General features: G+C 71.2%; 20 protein-coding genes. 6 read left to right on the top strand and 14 right to left on the bottom strand.

Translation table 11 applies throughout. The annotated features are described in order from the left end of the window. Positions 1-103: 103 nt before the first annotated feature. The 6 genes from cobT to JIX56_RS37975 form a co-directional block, all read right to left on the bottom strand. Positions 104-4,555: a nicotinate-nucleotide--dimethylbenzimidazole phosphoribosyltransferase gene (gene cobT / locus JIX56_RS38000; protein ID WP_257547478.1), complete on the bottom strand. Its 4,452-nt coding sequence runs from the start codon at positions 4,553-4,555 to the stop codon at positions 104-106. Positions 4,556-4,902: 347 nt separating this feature from the next. After that, positions 4,903-6,114, bottom strand: a complete 1,212-nt coding sequence (gene cbiE / locus JIX56_RS37995; protein ID WP_257547476.1) for a precorrin-6y C5,15-methyltransferase (decarboxylating) subunit CbiE — start codon at positions 6,112-6,114, stop codon at positions 4,903-4,905. 126 nt (positions 6,115-6,240) lie between these two features. Next, complete coding sequence (locus JIX56_RS37990; RefSeq protein WP_257547474.1) at positions 6,241-6,879, bottom strand: GNAT family N-acetyltransferase; 639 nt, start codon at positions 6,877-6,879, stop codon at positions 6,241-6,243. A gap of 150 nt (positions 6,880-7,029) precedes the next feature. Next, positions 7,030-7,857: a MetQ/NlpA family ABC transporter substrate-binding protein gene (locus JIX56_RS37985; protein WP_257547472.1), complete on the bottom strand. Its 828-nt coding sequence runs from the start codon at positions 7,855-7,857 to the stop codon at positions 7,030-7,032. Positions 7,858-7,932: 75 nt separating this feature from the next. Next, the gene (locus JIX56_RS37980) at positions 7,933-8,664 is read right to left on the bottom strand and encodes a methionine ABC transporter permease (protein ID WP_257547471.1); all 732 of its coding nucleotides are present in this window, start codon (positions 8,662-8,664) and stop codon (positions 7,933-7,935) included. Continuing rightward, the gene (locus JIX56_RS37975) at positions 8,661-9,704 is read right to left on the bottom strand and encodes a methionine ABC transporter ATP-binding protein (RefSeq protein ID WP_257547469.1); all 1,044 of its coding nucleotides are present in this window, start codon (positions 9,702-9,704) and stop codon (positions 8,661-8,663) included. The genes JIX56_RS37980 and JIX56_RS37975 overlap by 4 nt, the downstream gene beginning before the upstream one ends. 489 nt (positions 9,705-10,193) lie before the next feature. On the opposite strand from JIX56_RS37975, the gene JIX56_RS37970 reads away from it, so the two are divergent. Beyond that, entirely contained in the window at positions 10,194-10,553 is a 360-nt protein-coding gene (locus tag JIX56_RS37970) for a hypothetical protein (RefSeq protein ID WP_257547467.1), read from the top strand. Then, positions 10,534-10,992 (top strand): hypothetical protein, encoded by a 459-nt coding sequence (locus JIX56_RS37965; protein WP_257547465.1) that lies wholly within the window; start codon positions 10,534-10,536, stop codon positions 10,990-10,992. Before JIX56_RS37970 ends, JIX56_RS37965 begins: the two co-directional genes overlap by 20 nt. A 75-nt stretch (positions 10,993-11,067) precedes the next feature. Here JIX56_RS37965 and JIX56_RS37960 read toward each other — a convergent pair whose 3' ends face one another. The 3 genes from JIX56_RS37960 to JIX56_RS37950 form a co-directional block, all read right to left on the bottom strand. Next, entirely contained in the window at positions 11,068-11,565 is a 498-nt protein-coding gene (locus JIX56_RS37960) for a GNAT family N-acetyltransferase (RefSeq protein ID WP_257547464.1), read from the bottom strand. Positions 11,566-11,610: 45 nt separating this feature from the next. Next, positions 11,611-12,117 carry an RNA polymerase sigma factor gene (locus JIX56_RS37955; RefSeq protein ID WP_257547462.1) on the bottom strand — a complete coding sequence of 169 codons (507 nt, stop codon included), beginning with the start codon at positions 12,115-12,117 and terminating at the stop codon, positions 11,611-11,613. A gap of 136 nt (positions 12,118-12,253) precedes the next feature. Beyond that, on the bottom strand, positions 12,254-13,444 hold the full coding sequence (locus JIX56_RS37950; RefSeq protein ID WP_257547460.1) for a glycerophosphodiester phosphodiesterase: 1,191 nt from the start codon (positions 13,442-13,444) through the stop codon (positions 12,254-12,256). Between the two features lie 326 nt (positions 13,445-13,770). Here JIX56_RS37950 and JIX56_RS37945 point away from each other — a divergent pair, with 326 nt between their 5' ends. Beyond that, positions 13,771-14,445: a lysophospholipid acyltransferase family protein gene (locus JIX56_RS37945; RefSeq protein ID WP_257547458.1), complete on the top strand. Its 675-nt coding sequence runs from the start codon at positions 13,771-13,773 to the stop codon at positions 14,443-14,445. 100 nt (positions 14,446-14,545) lie between these two features. Here JIX56_RS37945 and JIX56_RS37940 read toward each other — a convergent pair whose 3' ends face one another. The 5 genes from JIX56_RS37940 to JIX56_RS37920 all read right to left on the bottom strand — a co-directional run bounded on the left by JIX56_RS37940 (position 14,546) and on the right by JIX56_RS37920 (position 20,577). Continuing rightward, positions 14,546-16,069, bottom strand: coding sequence for an MFS transporter (locus JIX56_RS37940; protein WP_257547456.1), 1,524 nt, complete (start codon positions 16,067-16,069; stop codon positions 14,546-14,548). After that, positions 16,066-16,641, bottom strand: a complete 576-nt coding sequence (locus JIX56_RS37935; protein WP_257547455.1) for a TetR/AcrR family transcriptional regulator — start codon at positions 16,639-16,641, stop codon at positions 16,066-16,068. Before JIX56_RS37935 ends, JIX56_RS37940 begins: the two co-directional genes overlap by 4 nt. An 84-nt stretch (positions 16,642-16,725) precedes the next feature. Then, entirely contained in the window at positions 16,726-17,697 is a 972-nt protein-coding gene (locus JIX56_RS37930; protein ID WP_257547453.1) for an aldo/keto reductase, read from the bottom strand. 207 nt (positions 17,698-17,904) lie between these two features. Continuing rightward, complete coding sequence (gene argH / locus JIX56_RS37925) at positions 17,905-19,335, bottom strand: argininosuccinate lyase (RefSeq protein ID WP_257547451.1); 1,431 nt, start codon at positions 19,333-19,335, stop codon at positions 17,905-17,907. Positions 19,336-19,374: 39 nt separating this feature from the next. Continuing rightward, positions 19,375-20,577 (bottom strand): argininosuccinate synthase, encoded by a 1,203-nt coding sequence (locus tag JIX56_RS37920; protein WP_257547449.1) that lies wholly within the window; start codon positions 20,575-20,577, stop codon positions 19,375-19,377. Between the two features lie 192 nt (positions 20,578-20,769). Between JIX56_RS37920 and JIX56_RS37915 the strand changes: the two genes are divergently transcribed. The 3 genes from JIX56_RS37915 to JIX56_RS37905 all read left to right on the top strand — a co-directional run bounded on the left by JIX56_RS37915 (position 20,770) and on the right by JIX56_RS37905 (position 24,035). After that, positions 20,770-21,678 (top strand): hypothetical protein, encoded by a 909-nt coding sequence (locus JIX56_RS37915; protein WP_257547447.1) that lies wholly within the window; start codon positions 20,770-20,772, stop codon positions 21,676-21,678. A 229-nt stretch (positions 21,679-21,907) separates the two neighbouring features. After that, positions 21,908-22,495 (top strand): pyridoxamine 5'-phosphate oxidase family protein, encoded by a 588-nt coding sequence (locus tag JIX56_RS37910; RefSeq protein WP_257547445.1) that lies wholly within the window; start codon positions 21,908-21,910, stop codon positions 22,493-22,495. A gap of 202 nt (positions 22,496-22,697) precedes the next feature. Continuing rightward, entirely contained in the window at positions 22,698-24,035 is a 1,338-nt protein-coding gene (locus JIX56_RS37905) for a ferredoxin reductase family protein (RefSeq protein WP_257551340.1), read from the top strand. Positions 24,036-24,139: the final 104 nt, after the last annotated feature.

Raw genomic sequence — 24,139 nt, 5'->3', positions numbered from 1 at the left:
CCGGGTGCACGGCCGAATGGGCGGTTGTGCCCACCCGTTCCACCTGCGAAACGACTGCCCACAACCGCGCCCGGGCCGCGAAGGCACCCGGGACTCCACTCACCTACTTTTCGGTTACCCCCGCCGAGTCGAACGTCGCCACCTCGTGCATCGCTCTGGCGGCGCTCTGGACGACCGGGAGGGCGAGCAGGGCGCCGGTGCCCTCGCCGAGGCGGAGGTCGAGGTCGACGAGGGGGCGCAGGCCCAGCTTCTGGAGCGCGGCCACGTGGCCCGGTTCGGCGCTGCGGTGCCCGGCGATGCAGGCGGCGAGGACCTCGGGGGCGATGGCGCGGGCCACGAGGGCGGCGGCGCCGGCGCTGACGCCGTCGAGGATGACCGGCGTACGGAGGGAGGCGCCGCCCAGGAGGAGGCCGACGATGGCGGCGTGTTCGAAGCCGCCGATCGCGGCCAGGACGCCGATGGGGTCGGCGGGGTCCGGCTGGTGGAGCTCGATCGCGCGGCGGACGACCTCGGTCTTGCGGGCGAGGGTCTCGTCGTTGATACCGGTGCCCCGGCCGGTGACCTCGGCAGGGTCCGCGCCGGTGAAGACGGAGATCAGCGCGGCGGAGGCCGTGGTGTTGGCGATGCCCATCTCGCCCGTGATGAGCCCCTTGTTGCCGGCCGCCACCAGGTCGCGGGCGGTTTCGATGCCCACCTCGATGGCCTTCTTGGCCTCCTCGCGGGTCATCGCGGGCCCGGTGGTCATGTCGGACGTACCGGCGCGGACCTTGCGCGGCAGCAGACCCGGCGTGGCCGGGAGGTCGCTCGCCACGCCCACGTCCACCACGCAGACCTCGGCGCCCACCTGGGTGGCGAACGCGTTGCAGACCGCTCCCCCGCCGAGGAAGTTGGCGACCATCTGGGCCGTCACCTCCTGCGGCCAGGGGGTGACGCCCTGGGCGTGGACGCCGTGGTCGCCCGCGAAGATCGCGACGGCGGCGGGCTCGGGGATCGGCGGCGGGCACTGGCGGGACAGGCCCGACAGCTGGGCGGAGATGATCTCCAGCATGCCGAGCGCGCCGGCCGGCTTGGTCATGCGCTTCTGGCGCTCCCATGCCTCGCCGAGCGCCTTGGCGTCCAGCGGGCGGATGCCGGCGACGGTCTCGGCGAGCAGGTCGTGCGGCTCGGCGCCGGGCAGGGCGCGGCGGCCGTACGTCTCCTCGTGGACGACCCAGGACAGCGGGCGGCGCTTGGCCCAGCCCGCCTGCATCAGCTCGGGCTCCTCCGGGAACTCGTCGACGTAGCCGACGCACAGGTAGGCCACGACCTCCAGGTGCTCGGGCAGGCCCAGGGCGCGGACCATCTCGCGCTCGTCGAAGAAGCTGACCCAGCCGACGCCGAGACCTTCGGCGCGGGCCGCGAGCCACAGGTTCTCGACCGCGAGGGCGGAGGAGTAGGGGGCCATCTGCGGCTGGGTGTGACGGCCCAGGGTGTGGCGGCCGCCGCGCGTGGGGTCGGCGGTGACGACGATGTTCACCGGGGTGTCGAGGATGGCCTCGATCTTCAGTTCCTTGAACTGCTTCGCCCGGCCCTTGGGCAGCGACTTCGCGTACGCCTCGCGCTGGCGCTGGGCCAGTTCGTGCATGGTGCGGCGCGTCTCGGCCGAGCGGATGACGACGAAGTCCCAGGGCTGGGAGTGGCCGACGGAGGGTGCCGTGTGGGCGGCCTCCAGGACCCGGAGCAGCACGTCGTGCGGGATGGGGTCGCCGCGGAAGCCGTTGCGGATGTCGCGGCGCTCGCGCATGACCTTGAGGACGGCCTCGCGCTCGGCGTCCTCGTACGGGGGCGCGGCCGGGCCCGTGGGCTGCCGTACTTCTTCCCCTACGTCTTCCCGTACGTCCTCGGGTGCTTCGTCCACCGGGGCCGTGCTCTCCTCGGCTGCTGCCACTGCTTCCACCGCCGCTGCTTCGCTGTCTTCCTGGTCGGCGGCCCTGGTGTCCAGGTCCGCCGCGTACTGGACGACCTGGGGATCCGCGTCGTCCGCCGCAGCGAGCGGCTGCGATACGACGATCGTCTCGGCCTCGGAGTCCCGGGGGGCGGGGACGATGGCCATGGGCTCCGCCGCCTCCGGGGCTTCGTCGGCCGCCTCCGGCTGTCCCTCGGCCGCCGGGAACTCGGCGGCGACGGGCGTCACCTGGTCGTCCGCGGGGAGCGGCGGGACCACTGTCCCACCGGGCGGGGTCGGGGCCAGGTGCGGGGTGGTCGGCACCGAACCCTCGACGGGCACGAACTGGCCCAGCGGCTGGTCGGCGTCGGGGTGGGGCTCCTGGGGTGCGTCCGCGAGCGGAGTCTCAGGGGCGGGCTCGGCCGGGGTCTGGACGACGGCTCCTTGGGGGGCGTCGATCTGAGAGGGCACGGGCGCCGGGGACTCCACGACGGGGGGCTCGGCGACGGGGGGCTCGGCGACGGGGGGCTCGGCGACGGGGGGCTCGCTGGCTGAGGGGTCCATGGCGGCCGGGTCCGTGGCGGCCGGGTCCGTGGCGGGGTCGGCGAGCTCGTTCGGAGCCTCGCCGGTCGGCTGCTCGACGGGGGCGGGCTCGTGGGCGTCCGTGGCCTGGTCCGCCGCGGTCGCGTCCGTGGCATCGGCCTCGGCTTCGGCTTCGAGCACGGACTCGGCCACGGACGGCTGCTCCGCCTCCGGCTGAGGGGCGGAGTCGGCGACCTGCGCCACCTGGTCCGCCACCGCCGCGACGTCCGCCGCGGGTGCGACCGGCTCGGCGGCCTGCGGGCCCTGGACGGCGGGCTGCGGTTCCGGCTGCGCGGACTCCAGCGGCTGGGCCTCTTCGGCGACGGCCTCCGGCTGGGGTTGCGCGGCCTCCACCGGCTGGGCCTCCGCTGCCCCGGCCTCTGTCGGCTGCGGCTCCTCGGCGACCGGGGCTTGCGCCGTGGGCTGCTGCTGGTCCTGCGCGGGCGCGGGGTCCTGCGCCGCGTCCGGTACTACGTTCTCGGCCTGCGCGTCCGGGGCGCCGACGGCGCTCTCCTGGTCAGGCGCCGCAGTCGCGATCTCGGGATCCGGCACGTCGGCAACGGCCTGCTGATCCGCTGCGGCGGTCGGCGCCGGCTGCTCGGAGGCGGCCACGGCCTGCTCGGCGTCGTCCGCCATGGTCGGCGGCACGGCGGCGTCGGCGGGCGTGGGCGTCGCGGCGTCGTCCTGCGGCAGTGCGTCGGCCTCGGCGACCTGCGGCGGTACGGACGCGTCGACGGGCTCGGCGCCCTCCTCGGGCTCCTGCTGAACCTGGGGGACGTCCTGGGCCTCGGCGGCAGCCTGGGCCGGGTCGGGGTCCTGGGCGGCCGGGGGGAACGGAGTGGCGTCCGGCACCTGCGCGGCCGATGCGGCGGGACCGACCTCCTCAGGGGCCGACCCCTCGGGAGCCTGCGCCTCGGCTGCTGTCTCCACGGGCTCGGGGGCCTGCTCCACCTCGACCTGCGGTGTCTGCGTGGCCTCTCCGGCGGGCGGGACCTCGGCGGCCTCGGGCGCCGACGGCATCACGGCCGCCTCCGGGGCCTGAGGCTGGACATCAACCAGGCCATCGGCTGCTTCGGGAGCCTGAGGCTGGACGGCACCCAGGCCATCGGATGCTTCCGGGGCCCGGGGCTGGACCGTAGCCAAGCCTTCCGCCGCCTCCGGGGCATGGGGCTGGGCAGGAACCGTGGCTTCGACGGCCTCCGGGGTCTGCGACTGAGCGGCGGCAGCCGCGGCTTCGGCCGTCTCCAGGGGCTGGGGTTCAGCAGCGGCCGGGGCTTCGACGGTCTCGGTGGCCTGCAGCTGGGCGGCAACCGGCGTCCCGACGGCCTCCGGGGCCCGGAACTGGGCCATCGCGGCTTCCTGGGCCAGGGCATAGGCGGCGTCCTGGGCCTGGTGGAGGGCCTCGGGGTCCTGGGCCTCTTGAAGCTCGTCCGGTGCGTCCGCGACCAGCGGCGTCTCCGCCACGGCCACGGAAATCTGCTCCTCCTGCGGAACGACCGTTTCTTCAGCCGCACCCCCGGTGGCCACTCCCGGCGCGGGAGCCGCCGGTGCGGGGGCGCCGACCCACTGCGACGCGGTCTGCGGGGGCACGTCGAGGTACTCGGGTCCGGTGGCGGCAGGGCCGGGCTGGCGTGCCGCGCTGGGCGGCACGGGGGCGTCCGCCGGACCGCGGTCGGCGAGGGAGCGGACCGGGCTGGCGGAGGCGTCGGGGGTGGGCGGGCCGAGGTGCAGCGGGCGACGAGCCACCGGCGGCTGCGGGACGGGGGTCGCCACCGGAGTGCGGACGGCGCTGAGATCGTGCGAGCCGCTGTCCCGGCCGGACATCTCGTGCGGGCCCGGCTCGTGCACGACCTGGACGACGGGCTCGGGGGCGGGCGGCGGCATTTCGTTGCCCCACGCGCCCTGGGCGCCCGGCAGCAGAAGGTCTTCGTCCTCGGCGGCGGTCTCGGAGAGGTAGGTGTACGCACCCGGCGCAGGGACGCCCGGCTGTTCCACCATGCCTGCGCTCTCCGGCAGTCCCTCGCCCGGGACCTGGCCGGTGTCGGTCATGCGTACCCCTCGCCCATCGGTTAGTGCTTCCATGCCAGCTGGCCCGGGAACGGCGCACCGACCGCCCCACCGTGGAGAACGAGCGTGCGCGCCCAGCGGCACGTGACGACCCGCCTGCAAGTCGACAAAGCCATTGACTGGCCATTGTCCCGGTCGTCCGGCCGTCGCGACAGCTTGATCCGCGACGGTCCACTGTGGACTGCGCCACGTTGCGCGTCCTCCCCGTTCTGCCGTACCACACACGCCCTCAAAACGGGCGCGCTTTCAGGACATTGACCGACGAAGTGCCGGGTGCCCAAGTGCGGTACGACAGTCGGCCAGCCTACCGCGCCGGTACGACAACCGGATCACAGGGAACGGTCGGGCAGCGTCCCGCTGAGCAGGAACGCGACGCTCCGTTCCCGCTCCGTCCAGGCCCTTGTGTCGAGTTCGACGGACTGCACGAAGTCGCACTGAACTGCGTATCCGTGCTCGCTCAGGTCCCGTCCGACGCGCTCGGCGGCGGGGCGGGTCAGGGCGTGGGTGACGATGCGCTGCGGGCGGCGGTCGGCGACGGCGGAGACCACCGCCGCTCCCCCGCCACCGACGCGTACGACGTCGGGTTCGGGGAGGTTCTCCAGGATGTGCGGGGCGGTGCCGTGGACGACCTGGAGCTGAACGCCGAAGCGGCGGGCGGCGAGGGTCGTACGGCCGCAGGCCTCGGGGTCGCGGTCGACGGCGATGACGGCGGCGCCGCAGCGGGCGGCCTCGGTGGCGAAGGCGCCGCTGCCGGAGCCGATGTCCCATACGAGGTCGCCCACGCGCGGTCCCAGGAGGGCCAGTTGGGAGGAGCGGAGCAGCTCGGCCTCGCCCTCGCCCATGGCGCCGCCGTAGACACCGGAGGGCAGGGCCCAGCCGCGCGGTCCGGCGCCGGGGTCGCGGCCGGCGATCCAGCCGCCGCCCTCGCCCGCGGTGACGGGGCCGCCGATGACGATGACGAGGTTGGGGTCGCGCCAGGTGTGGTCGACGGCCTTGTCGGAGGTGAGGACGGTGACACGTTCGCGTTCGGTGCCGAGTTCCTCGCAGATGACGAAGGTGCGGTGAACTCCGTCGAGGAGCAGGCCGAGTTCGGCGGGTCCGGCGCCGGGTGAGGTGAGGACGGCGACCTTGGTGTGGGCGCGGCACACGTTCACCGCGCGGCGCAGCGTACGGCGGTGGGCGACGACCACTTGGGCGTCGTCCCAGGGCATGCCCGCACGGGCGAAGGCGGCGGCCACGGAGGAGACGCCGGGGACGACCTCGACCTCCAGGCCGAACTCGGGGGCCCGCAGCGTGCGGACGACTCCGAAGAAGCCCGGGTCGCCGTCGGCGAGGACCACGGCGGTGCCGCGGTGGGAGGCGATGCGGCGGGCGGCGAGGGCGACGCTGCCGAGCCGGATGCGCTCGGCGGCCGGGGGCACCTCGGGCAGGGCCAGGTGGTGGGCGGCGCCGGCCACCAGGGTGGCGGCGGCGAGGGCGGCGCGCGCCGCGGCGGTCAGGGGAGAGCCGTCCCAGCCGATCACCGTGACCCGGTCGGCCATCGTCGTCAGTCTCCAGAGGGTCTTCGCAGGTCGTCGGGAATGCCCGCACAGGGTCCCGTGAGGGTACCTGGTGGCGCGGAGGGACCCGGCGGCCGGGCGGCGGCCGTGCGCCTGCCCGTGGGTTGTTCAGTTCCAGTCCGAGTAGGAGCCGAAACCACCGCTGTCGGCCAGTTCCTCGCTGACGCCCTCGATGTCCTCGGGGAGGAGGCTCCAGATGATGAAGTCCGTGCGGATCTCGGTCCAGCCGTCCTCGGCGGTGCGGGTGCGCGCTATGCAGGCGTTGCGCAGCACGCCCTCGCTGATGCAGCCGATCTTCTGCGCGACCTGCTGGGAGGCGGTGTTGTCGGCGGCGGTGCGCAGCTCGATACGCTCGAACTTCTGCTCGCGGAACAGCCATTGGGCGGTCGCGAGGGCGGCTTCCGAGGCGTAGCCCTCGCCGCGCGCCCAGGGGGCGACGACGTACGACAGTTCCGTGGACCGGACGTGCCAGTTGGTCTTGGTCAGCTGGATGACACCGACCAGGCGCTGGGTGAGGAACTCGGTGACGGCGAGGTCGAGGCCGCGTCCGGAGGTGCGTTCGGCGGGCGCGTAGTCGGTGATCCAATTACGGGCGCCGCGTTCGGTGAAGGGCTGCGGGACATCGGTCCAGGCCATCACCTGCTCGTCGTTCATCATCTCGGTGAACGCCTGGATGTCGTCCTCGTCGAACGGGCGCAGAACCAACCGCTCCGTGCTGATGGAGATGTCGGGAAAGGTGCTCATCATGCGCCGCTCCGTAACCTTCGAAAACTTTGAGGGCCTGCTGAACTGCCCAGCATGCAGCATGAAAGCACTGAATCGCACCACAGGGCCCACTCCCAGTGAGGGAGCGGACCCCATGCGTGGCGATACGCCGTATACGTGCCGTCGCGCGGATCAGAAGGAGGGGATCACCGAGCCGTCGTACTTGTCCTCGATGAACTTCCTGACCTCGGCGGAGGTGAGGAGCTTGGCGAGCTTCTCGACGCGCGGGTCGTCCTCGTCACCCTCCTTGACGGCGAGGAAGTTGCCGTACGGGTTGTCCTTCGCGGACTCCAGGACCAGGGCGTCCTCGGCGGGCGAGAGGTCCGCCTCGATGGCGTAGTTGCCGTTGACGACCGCGGCGTCCACGTCGTCCAGGGAGCGTGGGGTCTGAGCCGCCTCCAGCTCCTTGAACTTGAGGTTCTTCGGGTTCTTCGTGATGTCGGCGGGGGTCGCCTCGTTGCCCACGCCGTCCTTCAGGGTGATGATCCCGCCCGCGTCGAGGAGCTTCAGGGCACGCGCCTCGTTCACGCTGTCGTTCGGGACGGCGATGGTGGCACCGCTCTTCAGGGCGTCCGCGCTCTTGACCTTCTTGGAGTAGAGGCCGAGCGGCTCCAGGTGGACCGTGACGACGGGTGCGATGTGGGTGCCCCGCTTCTTGTTGAAGTCGTCCAGGTACGGCTGGTTCTGGAAGTAGTTGGCGCCCACGGACCCGTCCTCGGTCGCCGTGTTCGGCGTGACGTAGTCGGTGAACTCCCTGACCTCCAGGTCGAGGCCCGCGTCCTTCGCCAGGTTGTCCTTGACGAAGGTGAGGATCTCGGCGTGCGGGGTCGGGCTGGCGGCGACGATCAGCGGGCCGCTCGTGTCGGAGGCGGATTCGCCTCCCGCCCCGCAGGCGGTGAGCCCGAGGGTGAGGGCTCCGGCTGCGAGTACGGCGGTGGCGAGTTTGGCGGCGTTACGCACGAAAAGTGCCTTTCCTTTTGGGTGGAGTGATCCCGTCTTGGGTGGAACGGGAAATCTGCGGGTGCCTGAAGGGCCCTAGGCCTTGGTGACCTCGGTCGCGGTGGGCCTGGCCTTCAGCAGCCGGAGCCTCGGCGCGGATCCGGAGTGGCCGCCGCGCCGGTGGAGGGCGTGGGCGGCGTAGTCGCCGGCGAACTGGATGACGGAGATGACGACCGCGAGGACGGCCACGGTGATCCACATCAGTTCGGTCTCGAAGCGCTGGTAGCCGTAGCGGATGGCGATGTCGCCGAGGCCGCCCGCGCCGACCGTGCCAGCCATGGCCGAGTAGCCGATGAGGGCGACGACGGTCGTGGTGGCGGAGGAGATCAGCGAGGGCAGGGACTCCGGGACGAGGACCTTGCGGACGACGGTCCAGGTGTTGCCGCCCATGGCCTGCACGGCCTCGACGAGCCCGTGGTCCACCTCGCGGACGGCCGTCTCGACGAGGCGCGCGAAGAACGGGATGGCGCCGATGGCGAGCGGCACGATGGCCGCCTCGCGGCCGATGGTCGAGCCGGTGACCCAGCGGGTGAAGCCCATCAGCGCGACCATCAGGATGATGAAGGGCATCGAGCGGGCGATGTTCACGATCTGCCCGATGACCTTGTTGGCGAGGACGTTCCGCAGCAGGCCGCCCCGGTCCGTGAGGACGAGCAGGACGCCGAGCGGGAGACCGCCGACGACCGCGATGAGGGTGGACCAGCCGACCATGTAGAAGGTGTCCCAACAGGCCTGTTCGAGCAGGGGCCGCATCTCGGTCCAGGTCACTTGGCACCTTCCTTCACCGGTGCGGACGCCCGGCCTTCGGGGCCGACCACGTCGATCCGCAGGCCCTGCTCGCGCAGGAAGCCGATGGGGACCACGTTCTCCTCGTAGCGGCCGGGCAGTTCGATGCGCATCCGGCCGATCTGGAGGCCGCCGACGGTGTCGATGGCGGCGCCGAGGATCGAGATGTCGATGTTGTACGTGCGGGACAGCTGCGAGATGACCGGCTGGGTCGCCGCCTCGCCCTGGAAGGTGACGTCAAGGACGGTGCGGTCGTCGCCGGATGCCTCGCCGCCCACCGGGAAGAGGGCGGGGGCCAGTTGGGAGCCAGGGGTGGCGAGTAGTTCGCCGACCGTGCCGGACTCCACGATGCGGCCCTTCTCCATGAGGGCGGCCGAGTCGCAGATCGTCTTGACGACGTCCATCTCGTGCGTGATGAGCAGGACGGTCAGTCCCAGCTGCCGGTTCAGGTCGCGCAGCAGCTGGAGTATCGAGCGGGTGGTCTCCGGGTCGAGGGCGCTGGTGGCCTCGTCGGAGAGGAGCACCTTCGGGTCTCCGGCCAGCGCGCGGGCGATGCCGACGCGCTGCTTCTGGCCGCCGGAGAGCTGGGCCGGGTAGGCCTTCGCCTTGTCGGCGAGACCGACGAGGTCCAGCAGTTCCAGGGCCTTGCGGGAGCGTTCCCTGCCCGACCTGCCGAGGATTTCGAGCGGCAGCTCGACGTTGTCCTGGACCGTGCGGGAGGAGACCAGGTTGAAGTGCTGGAAGACCATGCCGATGCGGCTGCGCGCCCGGCGCAGCTCACGGCCGGCACGGGGGCCTCGGCCGGCCAGGGCGGTCAGGTCCTGGCCCGCCACGGTCACGGTTCCGGAGGTGGGGCGTTCGAGGAGGTTGACACAGCGGATCAGCGAGGACTTGCCGGCGCCGGACTGGCCGATCACGCCGTACACCTCGCCCTCGCGTACGTGCAGATCGACGCCGTCGAGAGCGGTCGTCTCTCGGCCGCGACCTCGGTAGACCTTGGTCAGGCCCGATGTGGTGATCACTGGGGTTTCCATCACTGTCGAGTACGAGGGCGTGGGTGTGCCCTGGTACGGGAGGGAAGTCGGTGCGCGGGCAACTCGGTCACGTACGGCATACGGCGTACGGACATGCCACGGCGGCTCGCTTCGGGGCTCCCCCACTCTCGGCTTCGCTCGAGCGGGAGGGGCCCCCATGGCTCAGGGGTGGTGCTTGGGCCCTCTAGAAAGCGCACATTCGACACATACAACGAGCACCGGGCGTCATGGTCGCCTCGGTCGCAAGGGTGCGGCAGCTCGTCGTGGTCATGAGATCAGTAAAGCAGATGTATGGCGCAGGCGAGAGAGGGCTGTCCGCGAAGCGGACGCCCTACGAGGTCGTATCCGCAGGTCCAAAGAGGTGGCGTCCACCATGTGGGCACCCGCCGCTGTGGCCAAGGCCACGATGCGCGGTCTGTGGGTTTCCTGGCCCGGGGCCGAGCGCGGCGGGGTTTTGGGCCGTAATAGGGTCGCGGCATGCTTGTTGCCCTGACGGTGACGACCGCCGTCGCCGCGCTTCTGCTCGCCGCCTGGTGCGGCTGGGCCGCGTACCGCGATCAGCCGACCAAGGACTGGCACGTCATCGGCATGGCCGTGGTGTCGGTACTGGCTCTCGTCCAACTGGTCGTCGGGATCGTGCAGTTGGCGCGTGGGGAGAAGCCGGAGCAGGGGACCACGATCTTCGTCTCCTACCTCCTCGGGGCGTTCGCCTGTGTCCCGGTGACCGGGTTCATGTCACTGGCGGAGCGCACCCGCTGGGGCAGCGTGACCGTGGCGGCCGGCGGTGTGGTGCTCGCCGTGCTGCAGGTGCGGCTCTATGACATCTGGGGAGGCTGACGTGACGGTCGCTCCGCGGGAGAAGCCGGAGACAGGGCGGGCGCGGCTCATCAGCGGGCCGGGGATACTGCTGGTGTGGCTGTACGGCGTGATGGTCGTCGGGGCCGTGTCGCGGTCCCTCGTGCAGATCTCGACCGAGTTCGAGCATGCGCCGCTCGCTTACTCGCTGTCGGCGGTGGCCGGTGTGGTGTACGGGTTCATCACGTACTCGTTGGTGCGGGGCGGGGAGTTCGCCCGTAAGGCCGCGCGGATCTGTTGTGCGGTGGAATTGGCCGGCGTGCTGATCGTGGGCACGTGGACGCTGGTCGAGCCGTCGGCGTTTCCGGACAAGACGGTGTGGTCCGACTATGGGATCGGGTATCTGTTCATTCCCGTGATTCTTCCGATCACCGCGATGTACTGGCTGCGGAAGAGTGCGCGGCAGGGGAATGCCGCCTGAGGGTCGTCAGGCGGCTGCGGGTTCGTCCTGGCTGATCGCGCAGTTCCCCGCGCCCCTTTCAGGGCGCGCCCCCGTTCATGCCGTCGCCGCGTACGCTCCCGCCGGCTTCTCCAGGACCACCATCGGTACGCCGTCGTGGCCCTGGCTGGTGCCCACGGTCTCGTAACCGACGCGGCGGTACAGCCGAAGGTTGCCCTCGCTGCGGTGGCCCGCGCTGAGGCGGAACTTGGTGGCGCCGTGCTCCTCGGCGAGGGCCGACTCGGCGGCGCGGAGCAGCCTCGCGCCGATGCCGTGGCCCTGGAGGCGGGGGTGGACGCAGAGCTTGCCGATGGAGGCGGTGCCGTCTGCGTCGAGAGCGCCGCGCACCGAGCCGACCACTTCGTCTCCCAGCCGGGCCACGAACACACAGTCCGAGGCGACCTCCTCACGGACGGAGTCGAGGCTCTGGACGAGCGGATCGATGCGGTAGTTGCCGTACAGTGCCGCCTCGCTCTGGAAGCACAGGTACTGCAGCTTGAAGATCTGCTCGGCGTCCTGCCCGGTCGCCACGGAGATGGTCACGCTCATGCCCATGTGTGCACGCCTCCCGCTCACCTGCTCACCCAATGTCCTTCACTCCTATCCCCGCGGTTCGCGTGCCGCAACCTCCGCGGTCAGCAATCGCCGAAGACATCCCAGGCATCTGGAACGTTCCGGACCGAGGCTGCCCTGTGAGATACCCAACTCGCCCGCGATCTCGCGATAGGTGAGGTCCTTCGGGGACAACAGGGCCGCGAGCAGCCGGGGGCAACGGCCGGGGAGCCGGCGTACGGCCGCGTACAACGCGCGGCGGCGGGCGGCGGTGAGCGCCTGCTGCTCGGGGCCGGGGGCGTGCTCGTCGGCGGGCTCGGCGACGTACGGTCGTTCGAGGCGGGCCGTGCGGCGGCTGAGGCGGGCCTCGAAGCGGACGGCGCTGCGCAGCCAGCTCTCGGGGTCGGCGGGCGGGCCGTCGGCGTCGAGCCGTTCCAGCAGGCGCAGCCAGACCGCCTGCTCCAGATCCCCCGCCTCCGCCCCGGCCGCGGAGGCCTCGGCCGACACCTCCGCGACCAGCAGGGGCCGGAGGGTGGCGAGCATGTGGTGTGTCATATGCCCCGGGACGCCGCCGCCCCGGCAAGGGGTTGCCGGGGCGGACGGGAGTCACCCCAATCGGGGCATGGGGCTCGGGCGTTGACGCGCGGGGCCATGGGCCGGGTGGCTCATGGCCCTGCCGACGGCCGGCGGATCAGTCGTTGACGAAGTCCGCGTGGGCCAGCAGGCCCGTGTCCGGGTTGTCGGTGAAGATGCCGTCGATGCCGGTCTCGAAGTACACCTTGAACGCGCCGAAGGCGTCGCCGTAGGCGTTGGCGTCCGTGCCCTTGCGGAAGTTGGCGGGCAGGAAGCTGTTCTCGTTGCGCATCGTGTAGGGGTGCAGGATCAGACCCTTGGCGTGCGCGTCGGCGACGAGGGTGGTCGGCGTGGTGAGGTTGCCGCTCGAGTCGCGCGGGATGATCAGGTCGAGCGTGGGGCCGATGCCCTGGGCGTACGAGGCGATCCAGGCGAGCCCTTCCGGCTTGACCAGGTCGGCGACCGTGCGCGGGTCGCCCGCCTCGACGAAGTCCCAGGGCCGGGTGGCGGCGCCGGAGAGCAGGACGACGAGGGGGCTGTCGACCAGGCGGTTCAGGCGCTGGATGCTGCTCGGCTCGAACGACTGCAGGAAGACGGGCGAGTTCTTCTTGTGACGGTTGTACTTGCGCAGCAGCTTGGCGAGCGGCTCCTCCAGGCCGAGGCCCAGCTTGCGGAAGTAGGTGGGGTGCTTGGTCTCGACGTGCAGCCAGATCCGCTCGCCCCGCTTCCTGCCCTCCTTGTCGGCCCAGCGCAGCACCTCCTCGAAGGAGGGGATCTCCCAGCGGCCGTCGTAGAGGGTGTTCTCCTGGCGGTTGCCCGGGATGCGCTCCTTGGCGCGCAGGGTCTTCAGCTCGGCGAGGGTGAAGTCCTCGGTGAACCAGCCGGTGTAGGAGACGCCGTCAACGACCTTCGTGGTCTTGCGGCCCGCGAACTCGGGGTGCGCGGCGACGTCGGTCGTGCCGGTGATGTCGTTCTCGTGACGGCATACGAGATGGCCGTCCTTGGTGGGCACGAGGTCCTGCTCGATGACGTGCGCGCCCATGTCGAGGGCCAACTGGTACGAGCCGAGGGTGTGCTCCGGGCGGTAGCCGCTGGCACCGCGGTGCGCGATGACCGTCGGCACCGGCAGACTCCGGTACCCGTCGCCCGACTTCCCGCTCGCCTTGGCCTCGTCGGCTCTCGCCGTGGCCGGCAGTCCGAGGACCGCTCCGCCCGCGCCGAGCACCGCGGCACCGAGCAGCGCCCGCCGCCCCGTTCCGCGCCCCTGCTGCTGCGAGTCCTGCGACTGCCGCGACTCCTGCGTCCCCATGTCGGCTCCTCCCACCGCCCTGCACCTGTCAAAGCGGGACGATCGTAGGTGTCGTGAGGTGACCGCTGGGAGACCTGGGACGCAACACGCGGAAGACGCCGGATGTCGCACTGGAGACAGAAGTTGACGGAGTATCGGTTCGGGGACGCGACATCCGTCACATGTTGCGGGCCGGTGACAGCCCGCCATCGGGACGTCACCGCAGGTAAACGCGTGTCAACAGTTGGTATCCACTCGGTGAACCCGGTGTGCGCCACCCTGTGAGCCGGGAGTATCGTCCTCACCTGCACATACTTGTACCGGAACGCTTGACATGGGAGGGCCAGTTGTCCCGCTTCGCGCTCATCAAGGCAGTGCTCGGACCGATCATGCGCCTGATGTTCCGCCCTCGGGTGGAGGGTGCGGAGCACATCCCGGGGGACGGTCCGGTGATCCTCGCCGGCAACCATCTGACGTTCATCGACTCGATGATCCTGCCGCTGGTCTGCGACCGGCAGGTCTTCTTCATCGGCAAGGACGAGTACGTCACCGGCAAGGGCGTCAAGGGCCGCCTGATGGCCTGGTTCTTCATCGGCGTCGGCATGATCCCCGTCGACCGCGACGGCGGCCGGGGCGGTGTGGCCGCGCTGATGACCGGGCGGCGGATCCTGGACGAGGGCAAGGTGTTCGGCATCTACCCCGAGGGCACACGGTCGCCCGACGGACGGCTGTACCGGGGGCGTACCGGGATCGCCCGGCTGACCCTGATGACCGGGGCACCGGTCGTTCCGTTCGCGATGATCGGGACGGACAAGATTCAGCCGGGGGGTGCGGGGCTGCCCCGGCCGCACCGGGTGACGGTGCGGTTCGGTGAGGCGATGGAGTTCTCCCGGTACGAGGGGATGGATCGGGACCGGTATGTGCTGCGGGCGGTGACCGATTCCGTGATGACTGAGGTCATGCGGCTGTCGGGGCAGGAGTACGTGGACATGTATGCGTCGAAGGCGAAAGAGGCGGCGTAGCTCCGCTGGGGCCGGGGACTTCCGTCGTTCGTCGGCTGCGGGTTTGTGGGGGCTGGTCGCGCCCCGCGGCGGAGCCGCATATCGATAGAGCCCCGCGCCCCTAAGGTCGGCTGTCCAGCCGTTGGCCGCGGAGCATGAACCATGCCGCTGCCGCCGTCGCCAGAAGGACCACCGCTCCCGCGCCCGCGGCGATGGTGAGGCCGTCGACGAAGGACTCGCGGGCCGATGCGAGCAGGGTCTGAGCCGTTGCCGGCGGCATGCCCGCCGCCACCTCCACCGCGCCGCCCAAGGACTCGTGGGCCCCGGCCGGAGTGCCCGCAGGGGCCGTGAAGTCGCGGTACACGCCGGTCACGATGGAGCCCAGGACCGCGATGCCCAGGGCGGCACCCAACTCGTACGCCGTCTCGGAGACCGCCGAGGCCGAACCCGCCTGTTCCTTCGGGACGCTGGAGAGGATGACGTCGGCGGTGACGGTGAAGGCGAAACCCGCGCCGACGCCGACGATCAGCAGGGCCGCGCCGATCAGGGGGTAGCCGGTGGACCGGTCGACCAGGGTGAGCATGCCCAGGGCCAGGCCGATGGCCGCGAGGCCGCCCGCCACCACGGATCGGACGGAGAAGCGGCGGGCGGCGGCTCCCGCGACCAGGCCGGCCGCCACCGCGCCGACGGCCGCCGGGAGTTCCGCGAGGCCCGCCTCCAACGGGCCCCTGCCCTGGACGAGTTGCAGGAACTGGGAGAGGAAGAAGACCAGGCCGGACAGGCCGAGAATCGTCAGCAGGTCGGCGAGGACGGCTCCGGAGAAGCCTCGGTTGCGGAACAGTCGTATGTCCAGCAGCGGGTGCGGCAGGGTCAGCTGGCGGCGTACGAAGAAGTACAGCGCGGCGGCTCCGAAGAGGCCCGCGGCGAGCGCGTCGCCGTCGAGGCCGTGGGCGGCGGTCTCCTTCACCGCGTACACGACACCGATCATGCCGATGAGTGACAGGCCGACGCTGGGCAGGTCCCACGGGCCGGGGTCCGGGTGGCGGGACTCGGGCAGCAGCTTGATCCCGACGAGGACGAGGACGACCATCACCGGCAGGTTGATCAGGAAGACCGAGCCCCACCAGAAGTGTTCGAGCAGGAAACCGCCGACGACCGGGCCGACCGCCGTGCCCGCGGAGGCCGTGGCGCCCCAGATGCCGATGGCGAGGCTGCGTTCGCGCGGGTCGTGGAAGAGGTTGCGGATCAGGGCGAGGGTGGCGGGCATCAGGGTCGCGCCCGCGACACCGAGCAGCGCCCTTGCGACGATCATCAACTCGGGTGTCGTGGCGTAGGCGTTGAGCACGGAAATCGCGCCGAACGCGGTGGCGCCGAGCAGCAGCAGCTTCTTGCGGCCGACGCGGTCGCCGAGGCTGCCGGCCGAGACGAGCAGGCCCGCGATGACGAACGAGTAGACGTCGCCGATCCACAGGAGCTGGGTGCCCGAGGGCTTCAGGTCCTCGCTGATGTAGGGGCTCGCGAGGCCGAGGACGGTCGCGTCGACGGCCACCAGCAGCACGGCGAGCACGAGGACGGAGAGCGCGAGCCACCGGCCCGGCCTCTTCTCCGTCTCCACCGTGCGGGCCGGCTGCAGGATGCTGGTCATGATTCCTCTCTCGGTTGTCCGGAATGTGGCTCGGGGTGGCGCAGTGCGCCGCCGAGCAGCAGCTCGACGATCATGAAGTGGAAGTCCTTGGGGGCCACGCGGCCTTCCGAGACCGCCCAGGCACCGGAGGCCAGCAGGCCGTACAGCGCCTCGGTGAGCCAGGCCGGGGTGAGGTCGATACGGAACTCGCCGGCCGCCTGGCCGCGTCGGAAGAGGGCCGCGATGCGGTCGTCGATCCGGAACCAGCCCTCGTGCTGCTCCCCCTCGAACAACTGGTTCTCGGAGTAGAGGAAGGCGAGGAGGCCCGCGGCCGGTTCGACCTCCCGCACGAGCCGTCGTACGGCCTCGCGGGCCGGGCCCTCGGTCAGGCGGGCCGCGTCCAGTGCGGCCTCGCACTCCGCGATGCCGAGCGCCTCCAGCGCCCGTACGAGCGCGTCGCGCCCGGCGAACTGGCGGTGCAGCGTGGCCCGGCTGATCCCGGCGGCCTTGGCGACCTCGTCCATGGTCGCGGTGGATTTGCGGGTCAGTAGGGCGGCTGCGCTGCGCAGCACGTGTTCACGGTCGACGGCCATGAGACAACCATAGCCCACATGAGACATTCTTGTCTCATCACAGGCATGGATGTCTCATGGCAGGTCGCCCACCAGGGTTCTTTCTCAGTGCCAGGGCAGCCGGCCGCGCTTCTCCCAGTACGTCCGCGGGTCCTCGACGAGGTTCGCGAGGCGGGTCAGCTGTTCGTCGTCGAGGTCGACGACCGCCGCGTGCAGGTTGGAGGCGAGCTGGAGGGTGGTGGCGGCGCCGGAGAGGACGACACCGGCCCAGGGCTGCCGCAGAACGAGCGCCAGGGCGACCGCGTCGCAGCCGAGGCCCGTCTCCTGGGCGACCGACTTCAGCGCGTCCGGGGCGTACGGCTCGGCCAGGCGGCCGTTGGCCATGCCCTCCTTGACGATCACGGTGAGTCCGGCGTCGTGCGCCTCGGCGAGGGCGGGGGCGGCGGAGGTCTCCAGGGCGTTGTACGTCGACTGGACGGTACGGAAGAGGGGCTCGTCGTCAACCGTCACGGCGAGGGCGGCGCGGATGGCCTCCGCCTGGGCCGGGCCGCTCGTGGAGAAGCCGATGGTGACGCCCTGGGCGGCGGCCTCCGCCAGCTTGGCGTGGAGTTCCTTGTCGGTGAGGGCCGGGCTGTCCGGGGTCACCGAGTGGATCTGGTAGAGGTCGAGGCGGTCGCCGAGCAGCTCGACGCTCTCGGCGCGCTGCCGTTCGTACGCCTGGACGCTGTGGTCCTTGACCTCGTGCCGCTCGGCGTCGGTGGTCCAGTCGGCGGTGTAGGTGTAGCCCCACTTGCTGCCGACGACGATGTCGTCGATGTCCGGGCGGGTGCTCAGCCAGGCCGCCAGGAACTCCTCCGAGCGGCCGTACGAGCGGGCCGCGTCGAAGTAGCGGACGCCCTGGGCGTAGGCGGCGTCGAGGAGGTCGTGGGTGCGGGTGCGCAGCGCCTCGACGCCGCGGTCGGCTCCGAGGTCGTGGTCGCGGCCGAGGTTGATGTAGCCGGGGCGGCCGACCGCGGCGAGGCCGAGTCCGATGTGGCAGGTGGGGGTTGTCGCTGTGGCCAGTCGGGCGAAGGGCATCGCGGGCTCCGTTCGGTCGGCTCCTTGGGGCTGCCGACCAACGTAACTCGCGATGACCTTCGTTGTGTGGTGTGGGGCTCCGGGGAGTTTCCGCCCCCGCCGCCCCTATCCGTCCCCATCCCCAGGGACTGCGCCCCTTCGACCCCCGAGGTGCGGGTTCGGTGGGACTTCTCGCGCAGTTCCCCGCTCCTGACGGGGCGCTTTGCCTCAGCTCTTCTTGGCGGTGGCCCAAGCGTGCTGGGCCGCCACGTCCGTCTTGATCTCGGCCAGCTGGATCGCGACCGCGCTCGGGGCCGTGCCGCCTCGGCCGTTGCGGGAGGCCAGGGCGCCGGGGACGTTCAGGACCGTGCGGACCTCGGGGGTCAGATGGGCCGAGATCTTGGCGAACTGGTCGTCCGTCAGGTCGCTGAGCTCCTTGCCTTCGGCCTCGGCGGCCTTGACGCACTCACCGGCGACCTCGTGGGCGACGCGGAAGGGGACGCCCTGCTTGACGAGCCACTCGGCGATGTCGGTGGCGAGGGAGAAGCCGGCGGGAGCCAGTTCCTCCATGCGCTCGCGGTGGACCGTGAGGGTGGCCATCATGCCGGTGAAGGCGGGGAGAAGGACCTCCAACTGGTCGATGGAGTCGAAGACCGGCTCCTTGTCCTCCTGGAGGTCGCGGTTGTAGGCGAGGGGAAGGGCCTTCAACGTCGCCATCAGGCCCGTCAGGTTGCCGATCAGGCGGCCGGACTTTCCTCGCGCCAGCTCCGCGATGTCCGGGTTCTTCTTCTGCGGCATGATCGACGAGCCCGTGGAGAACGCGTCGTGGAGGGTCACGAAGGAGAACTCCTTCGTGTTCCAGATGATGACCTCCTCGGCGATCCGGGAGAGGTTCACGCCGATCATCGCGGTGATGAAGGCGAACTCGGCGACGAAGTCGCGGGACGCCGTGCCGTCGATGGAGTTCGCGGAGCTGCCGTGCTCGAAGCCGAGGTCCTTGGCCACCGCCTCCGGGTCCAGGCCGAGGCTGCTGCCCGCGAGGGCGCCCGAGCCGTACGGGGAGACCGCCGTGCGCTCGTCCCACTGGCGCAGGCGCTCCGCGTCCCGGGACAGGGACTGCACGTGGGCGAGGACGTGGTGGGCGAAGAGGACCGGCTGGGCGTGCTGGAGGTGGGTGCGGCCGGGCATCGCCACGTCCGGGTGGGCCTCCGCGAGGCCGATCAGCGCGTCCTGGAGGTCGGCGATCAGACCGCCGATCGTCCGGGCGTGGTCGCGCAGGTACATGCGGAAGAGGGTCGCGACCTGGTCGTTCCGGGACCGGCCGGCGCGCAGCTTGCCGCCCAGGTCGGGGCCGAGGCGCTCCAGCAGGCCGCGCTCCAGGGCGGTGTGCACGTCCTCGTCGGCGATGGTGCCGATGAACTCACCCGACGCCACGTCCGCTTCGAGCCGGTCCAGGCCCTCGATCATCCGGGTCAGCTCGTCCTCGGTGAGCAGGCCCGCCTTGTGCAGCACGCGCGCGTGGGCGCGGGAGCCGGCGATGTCGTACGGCGCCAGCCGCCAGTCGAAGTGGACGGACGCGGACAGCTTCGCCAGGGCCTCGGCGGGACCGTCGGCGAAACGGCCGCCCCAGAGCCGTACGTCACCGCTGTTGCTGCTCACTTGCGTTGCTCCTAGAGAGGGTGTGGATGTGACCGCAGGTTATCGGCCCTTGGACAGGTCCCGCTCGGCGGCGATCTTCGACGACAGGCCGTAGATGTCGATGAAGCCCTTGGCCGCGGCCTGGTCGAACGTGTCGCCCGTGTCGTACGTCGCCAGGTTGAAGTCGTACAGCGAGGACTGCGAGCGCCGGCCCGTGACCACCGCGCGGCCGCCGTGCAGCGTCATGCGGATGTCGCCGGAGACGTACTCGTTGGCCTCGTCGATGAAGCCGTCGAGGGCGCGCTTGAGCGGGGAGAACCACTGGCCGTCGTAGACGAGTTCGCCCCAGCGCTGCTCGACCTGCCGCTTGTAGCGGGCGAGTTCGCGCTCGACGGTGACGTTCTCCAGTTCCTGGTGGGCCGTGATGAGGGCGATCGCGCCCGGGGCCTCGTAGACCTCGCGGGACTTGATGCCGACGAGACGGTCCTCGACCATGTCGATCCGGCCGACGCCCTGGGCGCCGGCGCGCTCGTTCAGCTCCTGGATCGCCTGGAGGACGGTGACGGGCCTGCCGTCGATCGCGACCGGGACGCCCTGCTCGAACGTGACGACGACCTCGTCGGGGTCGCGCAGGCCCGCCGGGTTCTGGGTGTACTCGTAGATGTCCTCGATCGGGCCGTTCCAGATGTCCTCCAGGAAGCCCGTCTCGACGGCGCGTCCGAAGACGTTCTGGTCGATGGAGTACGGGGACTTCCTGGTGGTGGCGATCGGGAGGCGCTTGGCCTCGCAGAACGCGATGGCCTTGTCGCGGGTCATCGCGTAGTCGCGGACCGGGGCGACGCACTTCAGGTCGGGGGCGAGGGCGACGATGCCGGCCTCGAAGCGGACCTGGTCGTTGCCCTTGCCGGTGCAGCCGTGGGCGACGGTCGTGGCGCCGTGCTTCCGGGCGGCGGCGACGAGGTGCTTGACGATCGTCGGGCGGGAGAGCGCGGAGACCAGCGGATAGCGATCCATGTAGAGGGCGTTGGCCTTGATCGCCGGGAGGCAGTACTCGTCGGCGAACTCGTCCCGCGCGTCGGCCACTTCGGCCTCGACCGCGCCGCAGGCGAGGGCGCGCTTGCGGATGACGTCCAAGTCCTCGCCGCCCTGGCCGACGTCCACCGCGACCGCGATGACCTCGGCACCCGTCTCCTCGGCGATCCAGCCGATGGCGACGGAGGTGTCAAGACCGCCCGAGTAGGCGAGTACGACGCGCTCGGTCACGGGGCTCTCCTCACCTTGCGTTCACCGATATGCATGAGTATGCGGGATCCTGCATGAATAGTCAATCTGGGAGAACTTCCAGAGATCCCCAGAAACGTTTGAACAAACGAAACCGCTTTCCCGTAACTCTCCCCGAACGCAGGCGCCGCGTTTGTAAACAACGACCACACCCGACCCGAGTGAGGCATCCGCATGTCCAGGGCTCTTCCGAAGTACAACAAGCGTCGCGTAGGGATCATCGGCGGCGCCGCCGCGGTCGTGCTCTCCGGAGCGGTCATCGCGGGTTCCGCCCTCGCCGGTGAGGGTGCCAACAACAACGGGCAGGACGCCGCGGGGAACGCGTCCCCCGGCACCATCTCCTGCCCGGCCGTCGAGGGCAGCCTCCCGGCGATCCCCGCCTCCGCCCAGGCCGAGGTCACCAGCAACCTCGCCCAGCTGCAGACCCAGATCCAGGAGGCCAACCAGCGCCTGATCGACACGGTCGGCCAGGGCGGCCCCAACTTCGTCCAGAACGCCATCCTCGGCCCGCTGGAGGACAAGCGCGTCGCCGCGCTCAACCGCATCGAGACCGCCATCGGCCGCGCCGCCGCCAAGCCCGAGGGCCTGGAAGCCCTCGCGCCCTGCGAGCTCGTCCAGGGCGGCGCGGCGGGCGCCGGCGAGGAGGCGGGGGCCGGTGCGGGCGAGGAGGCCACCGCCGCGCCGACCGAGACGGCGGCCGGTGGGGAAGCGGGCGCGGGCGAGGAGGCCGGGGCCGGCGAGGAGGCGGGCGCGGGTGACGCCGCCGGGGACGCGGGCGACGCCGGTGCCGCGGGCACCATCTCCTGCCCGGCCGTCGAGGGCAGCCTCCCGGCGATCCCGGCGTCCGCGCAGGCCGAGGTCGACCGCAACCTGGCCCAGCTCGACACGCAGATCCAGGAGGCCAACCAGCGCCTGATCGACACGGTCGGCCAGGGCGGCCCCAACTTCGTCCAGAACGCCATCCTCGGCCCGCTGGAGGACAAGCGCGTCGCCGCGCTGAACCGCATCGAGACGGCGATCGGCCGCGCCGCCGCCAAGCCGGAGGGCCTGGAGGCGCTCGCCCCCTGCCAGCTCAACCAGTAGGACAGCCGGTCACGGTGACCTGGCCGCTCACCGAGTGACCTGGCCGCTCACCGAGTGACCCCCTGCGCTCCTTGTGGGCGACAGGAACCGTGGTCGCCCCGCGCGCCGGCCGGGGCGGCCACGGAAGACCCGGTTCCGGGTGGATCCCAGCGATGGGTCCACCCGGAATTCGCGTCTTCGAGCACAATTCCTCAGACAGGCGAAGCGTTTCTGCCGATAATCGTTAGACATGGGAAAGACTTACGAGCGCATCGACGGCCGCCTGCGTACCTTCATCGAGGCCCAGCCCCTCTTCTTCACCGCGACCGCACCCCTGTCCGCCGACGGCACGGTCAACCTCTCCCCCAAGGGCCTCAAGGGCTCGTTCGTGATCCTCGACGAACTGACCGTCGCCTACCTGGACTTCGCCGGGTCCCACGCGGAGACCATCGCGCATCTGCGCGAGAACGGCCGGATCACCCTCATGTGGTGCGCCTTCCAGGGCCCGCCCAACATCGTGCGCGTACACGGCAAGGGCGAGGCCGTCTTCCGTGACGACCCGCGCTTCCCGGAACTCCTCGCCCGCTTCCCCGACATCGACCCCGCCTCCCACGGCCTGCGCGCGATCATCGTGGTCCGGGCCGAACACATCCGCGACAGCTGCGGCTACTCCGTGCCGTTCATGGCGTACGAGGAGGACCGCGACCTGCACGCCCGGCGCTTCGCGCGCGAGGACGACGACTCGCTCAGCGCGTACTTCGGTTCCAAGGAGCACATCGCGACCAGCATGGACGGACTCCCGGGGCTGCCGTTGCCGCTGCCGCCCTCCCACGCCTGAGGCCGGGGCGAGAGCCGCACCTCACGATCGGGGCGAGCGGCGGGCGTACGGCCGTCATCCGGTACCGACCGTTCCGCGAGGCAGTTGGGCACGGGGTTGAACACACGGCACTCCCAGCACGTACGTGTGGGCCAAGGGTCCAGCCCACCACGGAGGAACCGTGTCCACGATCGCCGGAGGTCGCGCCGCGCGCCGCCAGACGATGCGCCGCATCCGACCTCGTCGCTCCCCCGCCGTCCCGCTGCTGATCATCTTCTTTGCGGGCGTGGCCGCGGTGGTGTGGCTGTGGTGGGACAACACGCCCTCCATCGCGGACCAGGGCAGCAAGATGGTGAACGCCGGCCGGATCACCGGCCTGCTCGGCGGCTACCTGATGGCCCTGGTCGTGCTCCAGATGGCCCGCGTGCCCGCGCTGGAACGCCGTGTCGGCTCCGACCGGGTGGCGCGCTGGCACGCGATGACCGGCCGCTACACGCTCTGCCTGGTCGTCGCGCACGTCGTCCTCACGATGTACGGGTACGCCCTCCAGGCCGGGCTCACCCACACCGCGATCCTCCAGCAGACGATCGACTCGATCAACCAGCTGCCGGACATGGGCAAGGCCGCCATCGGCACCGGTCTGCTGGTGCTGATCGGGCTCATGTCGATCGGCCCGGTACGCAAGCGGATCCCGTACGACCTCTGGTACCACACCCACCTGCTGACGTACGCGGCGACGTTCCTGACGTTCTGGCACCAGATCTCCACCGGCAACGAGTTCGCCGTCACGCCCGCCGCGAAGACCGGCTGGTACGCGCTGTACGGGTCGGTGACCGCGCTGGTCGTCTGGTACCGGATCATCACGCCGATCCGGCTCAACATGCGGCACCGGCTGCGGGTCGAGGCGGTCATCGAGGAGTCGCCCGGCATCGTCTCGGTGCTGATGAGCGGGCGCAAGCTGCACCGGATGGGCGCGGAGGCCGGGCAGTTCTTCCGCTGGCGGTTCCTCGCGCCGGGCATGCGGTTCAGCTCCCACCCGTACTCGCTGTCGGCGGCGCCCCGCCCCAACATGCTGCGCATCACGGTCAAGGCGATCGGCGACCACAGCTCGGCGCTGCGCGACCTTCAGCCCGGCACCCGCGTGTGGGCCGAGGGCCCCTACGGGGCGCTGACGGCCGGCAAGCGCAGCCGGGGCAAGGTGCTGCTGGTGGCCGGCGGTGTGGGTATCACGCCGATGCGGGCCCTGTTCGAGACGCTGCCCGGCGCGGCCGGTGACCTGACGCTCCTCTACCGGGCCAACAGCACCCAGGACCTGGCCCTCTGGGACGAGCTGGCGCAGATCGCGGAGGAGCGCGGGGCGCGGCTGATGTACGCGGTGAACAGCCCGGAGGGCGAACGCCCGGACATCTCGCCGGACTCCCTGCGCCGCAAGATCCCGGACATCGAGCGCCACGACGTCTTCCTGTGCGGGCCGCCCGGCTTCGCCCAGGGTGTGTACGCGGCGCTGCGCGGCGCGGGCGTCCCGACCCGCCGTATCCACCACGAGTCGTTCGAGATGTGAGCGGACGCTCCCTCTCCCCACCGGTCCCACCCGACCTCTCCCCTGCCCAGGGGGCTCCCCCACGGGGTTGTCCCTCACGAGACTTCACTTTTCAGGAGCTGAAG

The organism is Streptomyces sp. CA-210063, from assembly GCF_024612015.1.
Taxonomy (GTDB): domain Bacteria; phylum Actinomycetota; class Actinomycetes; order Streptomycetales; family Streptomycetaceae; genus Streptomyces.
This window is presented reverse-complemented; position numbering and strand designations above follow the sequence as displayed.

Bases quoted from the DNA above. Each gene is read 5' to 3' on its own strand.
- JIX56_RS37960 (WP_257547464.1), bottom strand. From the start codon at position 11,565: ATGGGCATGAGCGTGACCATCTCCGTGGCGACCGGGCAGGACGCCGAG.
- JIX56_RS37930 (WP_257547453.1), bottom strand. From the start codon at position 17,697: ATGCCCTTCGCCCGACTGGCCACAGCGACAACCCCCACCTGCCACATC.
- JIX56_RS37940 (WP_257547456.1), bottom strand. From the start codon at position 16,069: ATGACCAGCATCCTGCAGCCGGCCCGCACGGTGGAGACGGAGAAGAGG.
- JIX56_RS37905 (WP_257551340.1), top strand. From the start codon at position 22,698: ATGCGCCGCATCCGACCTCGTCGCTCCCCCGCCGTCCCGCTGCTGATC.
- JIX56_RS37935 (WP_257547455.1), bottom strand. From the start codon at position 16,641: ATGGCCGTCGACCGTGAACACGTGCTGCGCAGCGCAGCCGCCCTACTG.
- JIX56_RS37970 (WP_257547467.1), top strand. From the start codon at position 10,194: ATGCTTGTTGCCCTGACGGTGACGACCGCCGTCGCCGCGCTTCTGCTC.
- JIX56_RS37950 (WP_257547460.1), bottom strand. From the start codon at position 13,444: ATGGGGACGCAGGAGTCGCGGCAGTCGCAGGACTCGCAGCAGCAGGGG.
- JIX56_RS37990 (WP_257547474.1), bottom strand. From the start codon at position 6,879: ATGATGAGCACCTTTCCCGACATCTCCATCAGCACGGAGCGGTTGGTT.
- JIX56_RS37955 (WP_257547462.1), bottom strand. From the start codon at position 12,117: ATGACACACCACATGCTCGCCACCCTCCGGCCCCTGCTGGTCGCGGAG.
- JIX56_RS37910 (WP_257547445.1), top strand. From the start codon at position 21,908: ATGGGAAAGACTTACGAGCGCATCGACGGCCGCCTGCGTACCTTCATC.
- cobT (WP_257547478.1), bottom strand. From the start codon at position 4,555: ATGACCGACACCGGCCAGGTCCCGGGCGAGGGACTGCCGGAGAGCGCA.
- JIX56_RS37965 (WP_257547465.1), top strand. From the start codon at position 10,534: ATGACATCTGGGGAGGCTGACGTGACGGTCGCTCCGCGGGAGAAGCCG.
- JIX56_RS37915 (WP_257547447.1), top strand. From the start codon at position 20,770: ATGTCCAGGGCTCTTCCGAAGTACAACAAGCGTCGCGTAGGGATCATC.
- cbiE (WP_257547476.1), bottom strand. From the start codon at position 6,114: ATGGCCGACCGGGTCACGGTGATCGGCTGGGACGGCTCTCCCCTGACC.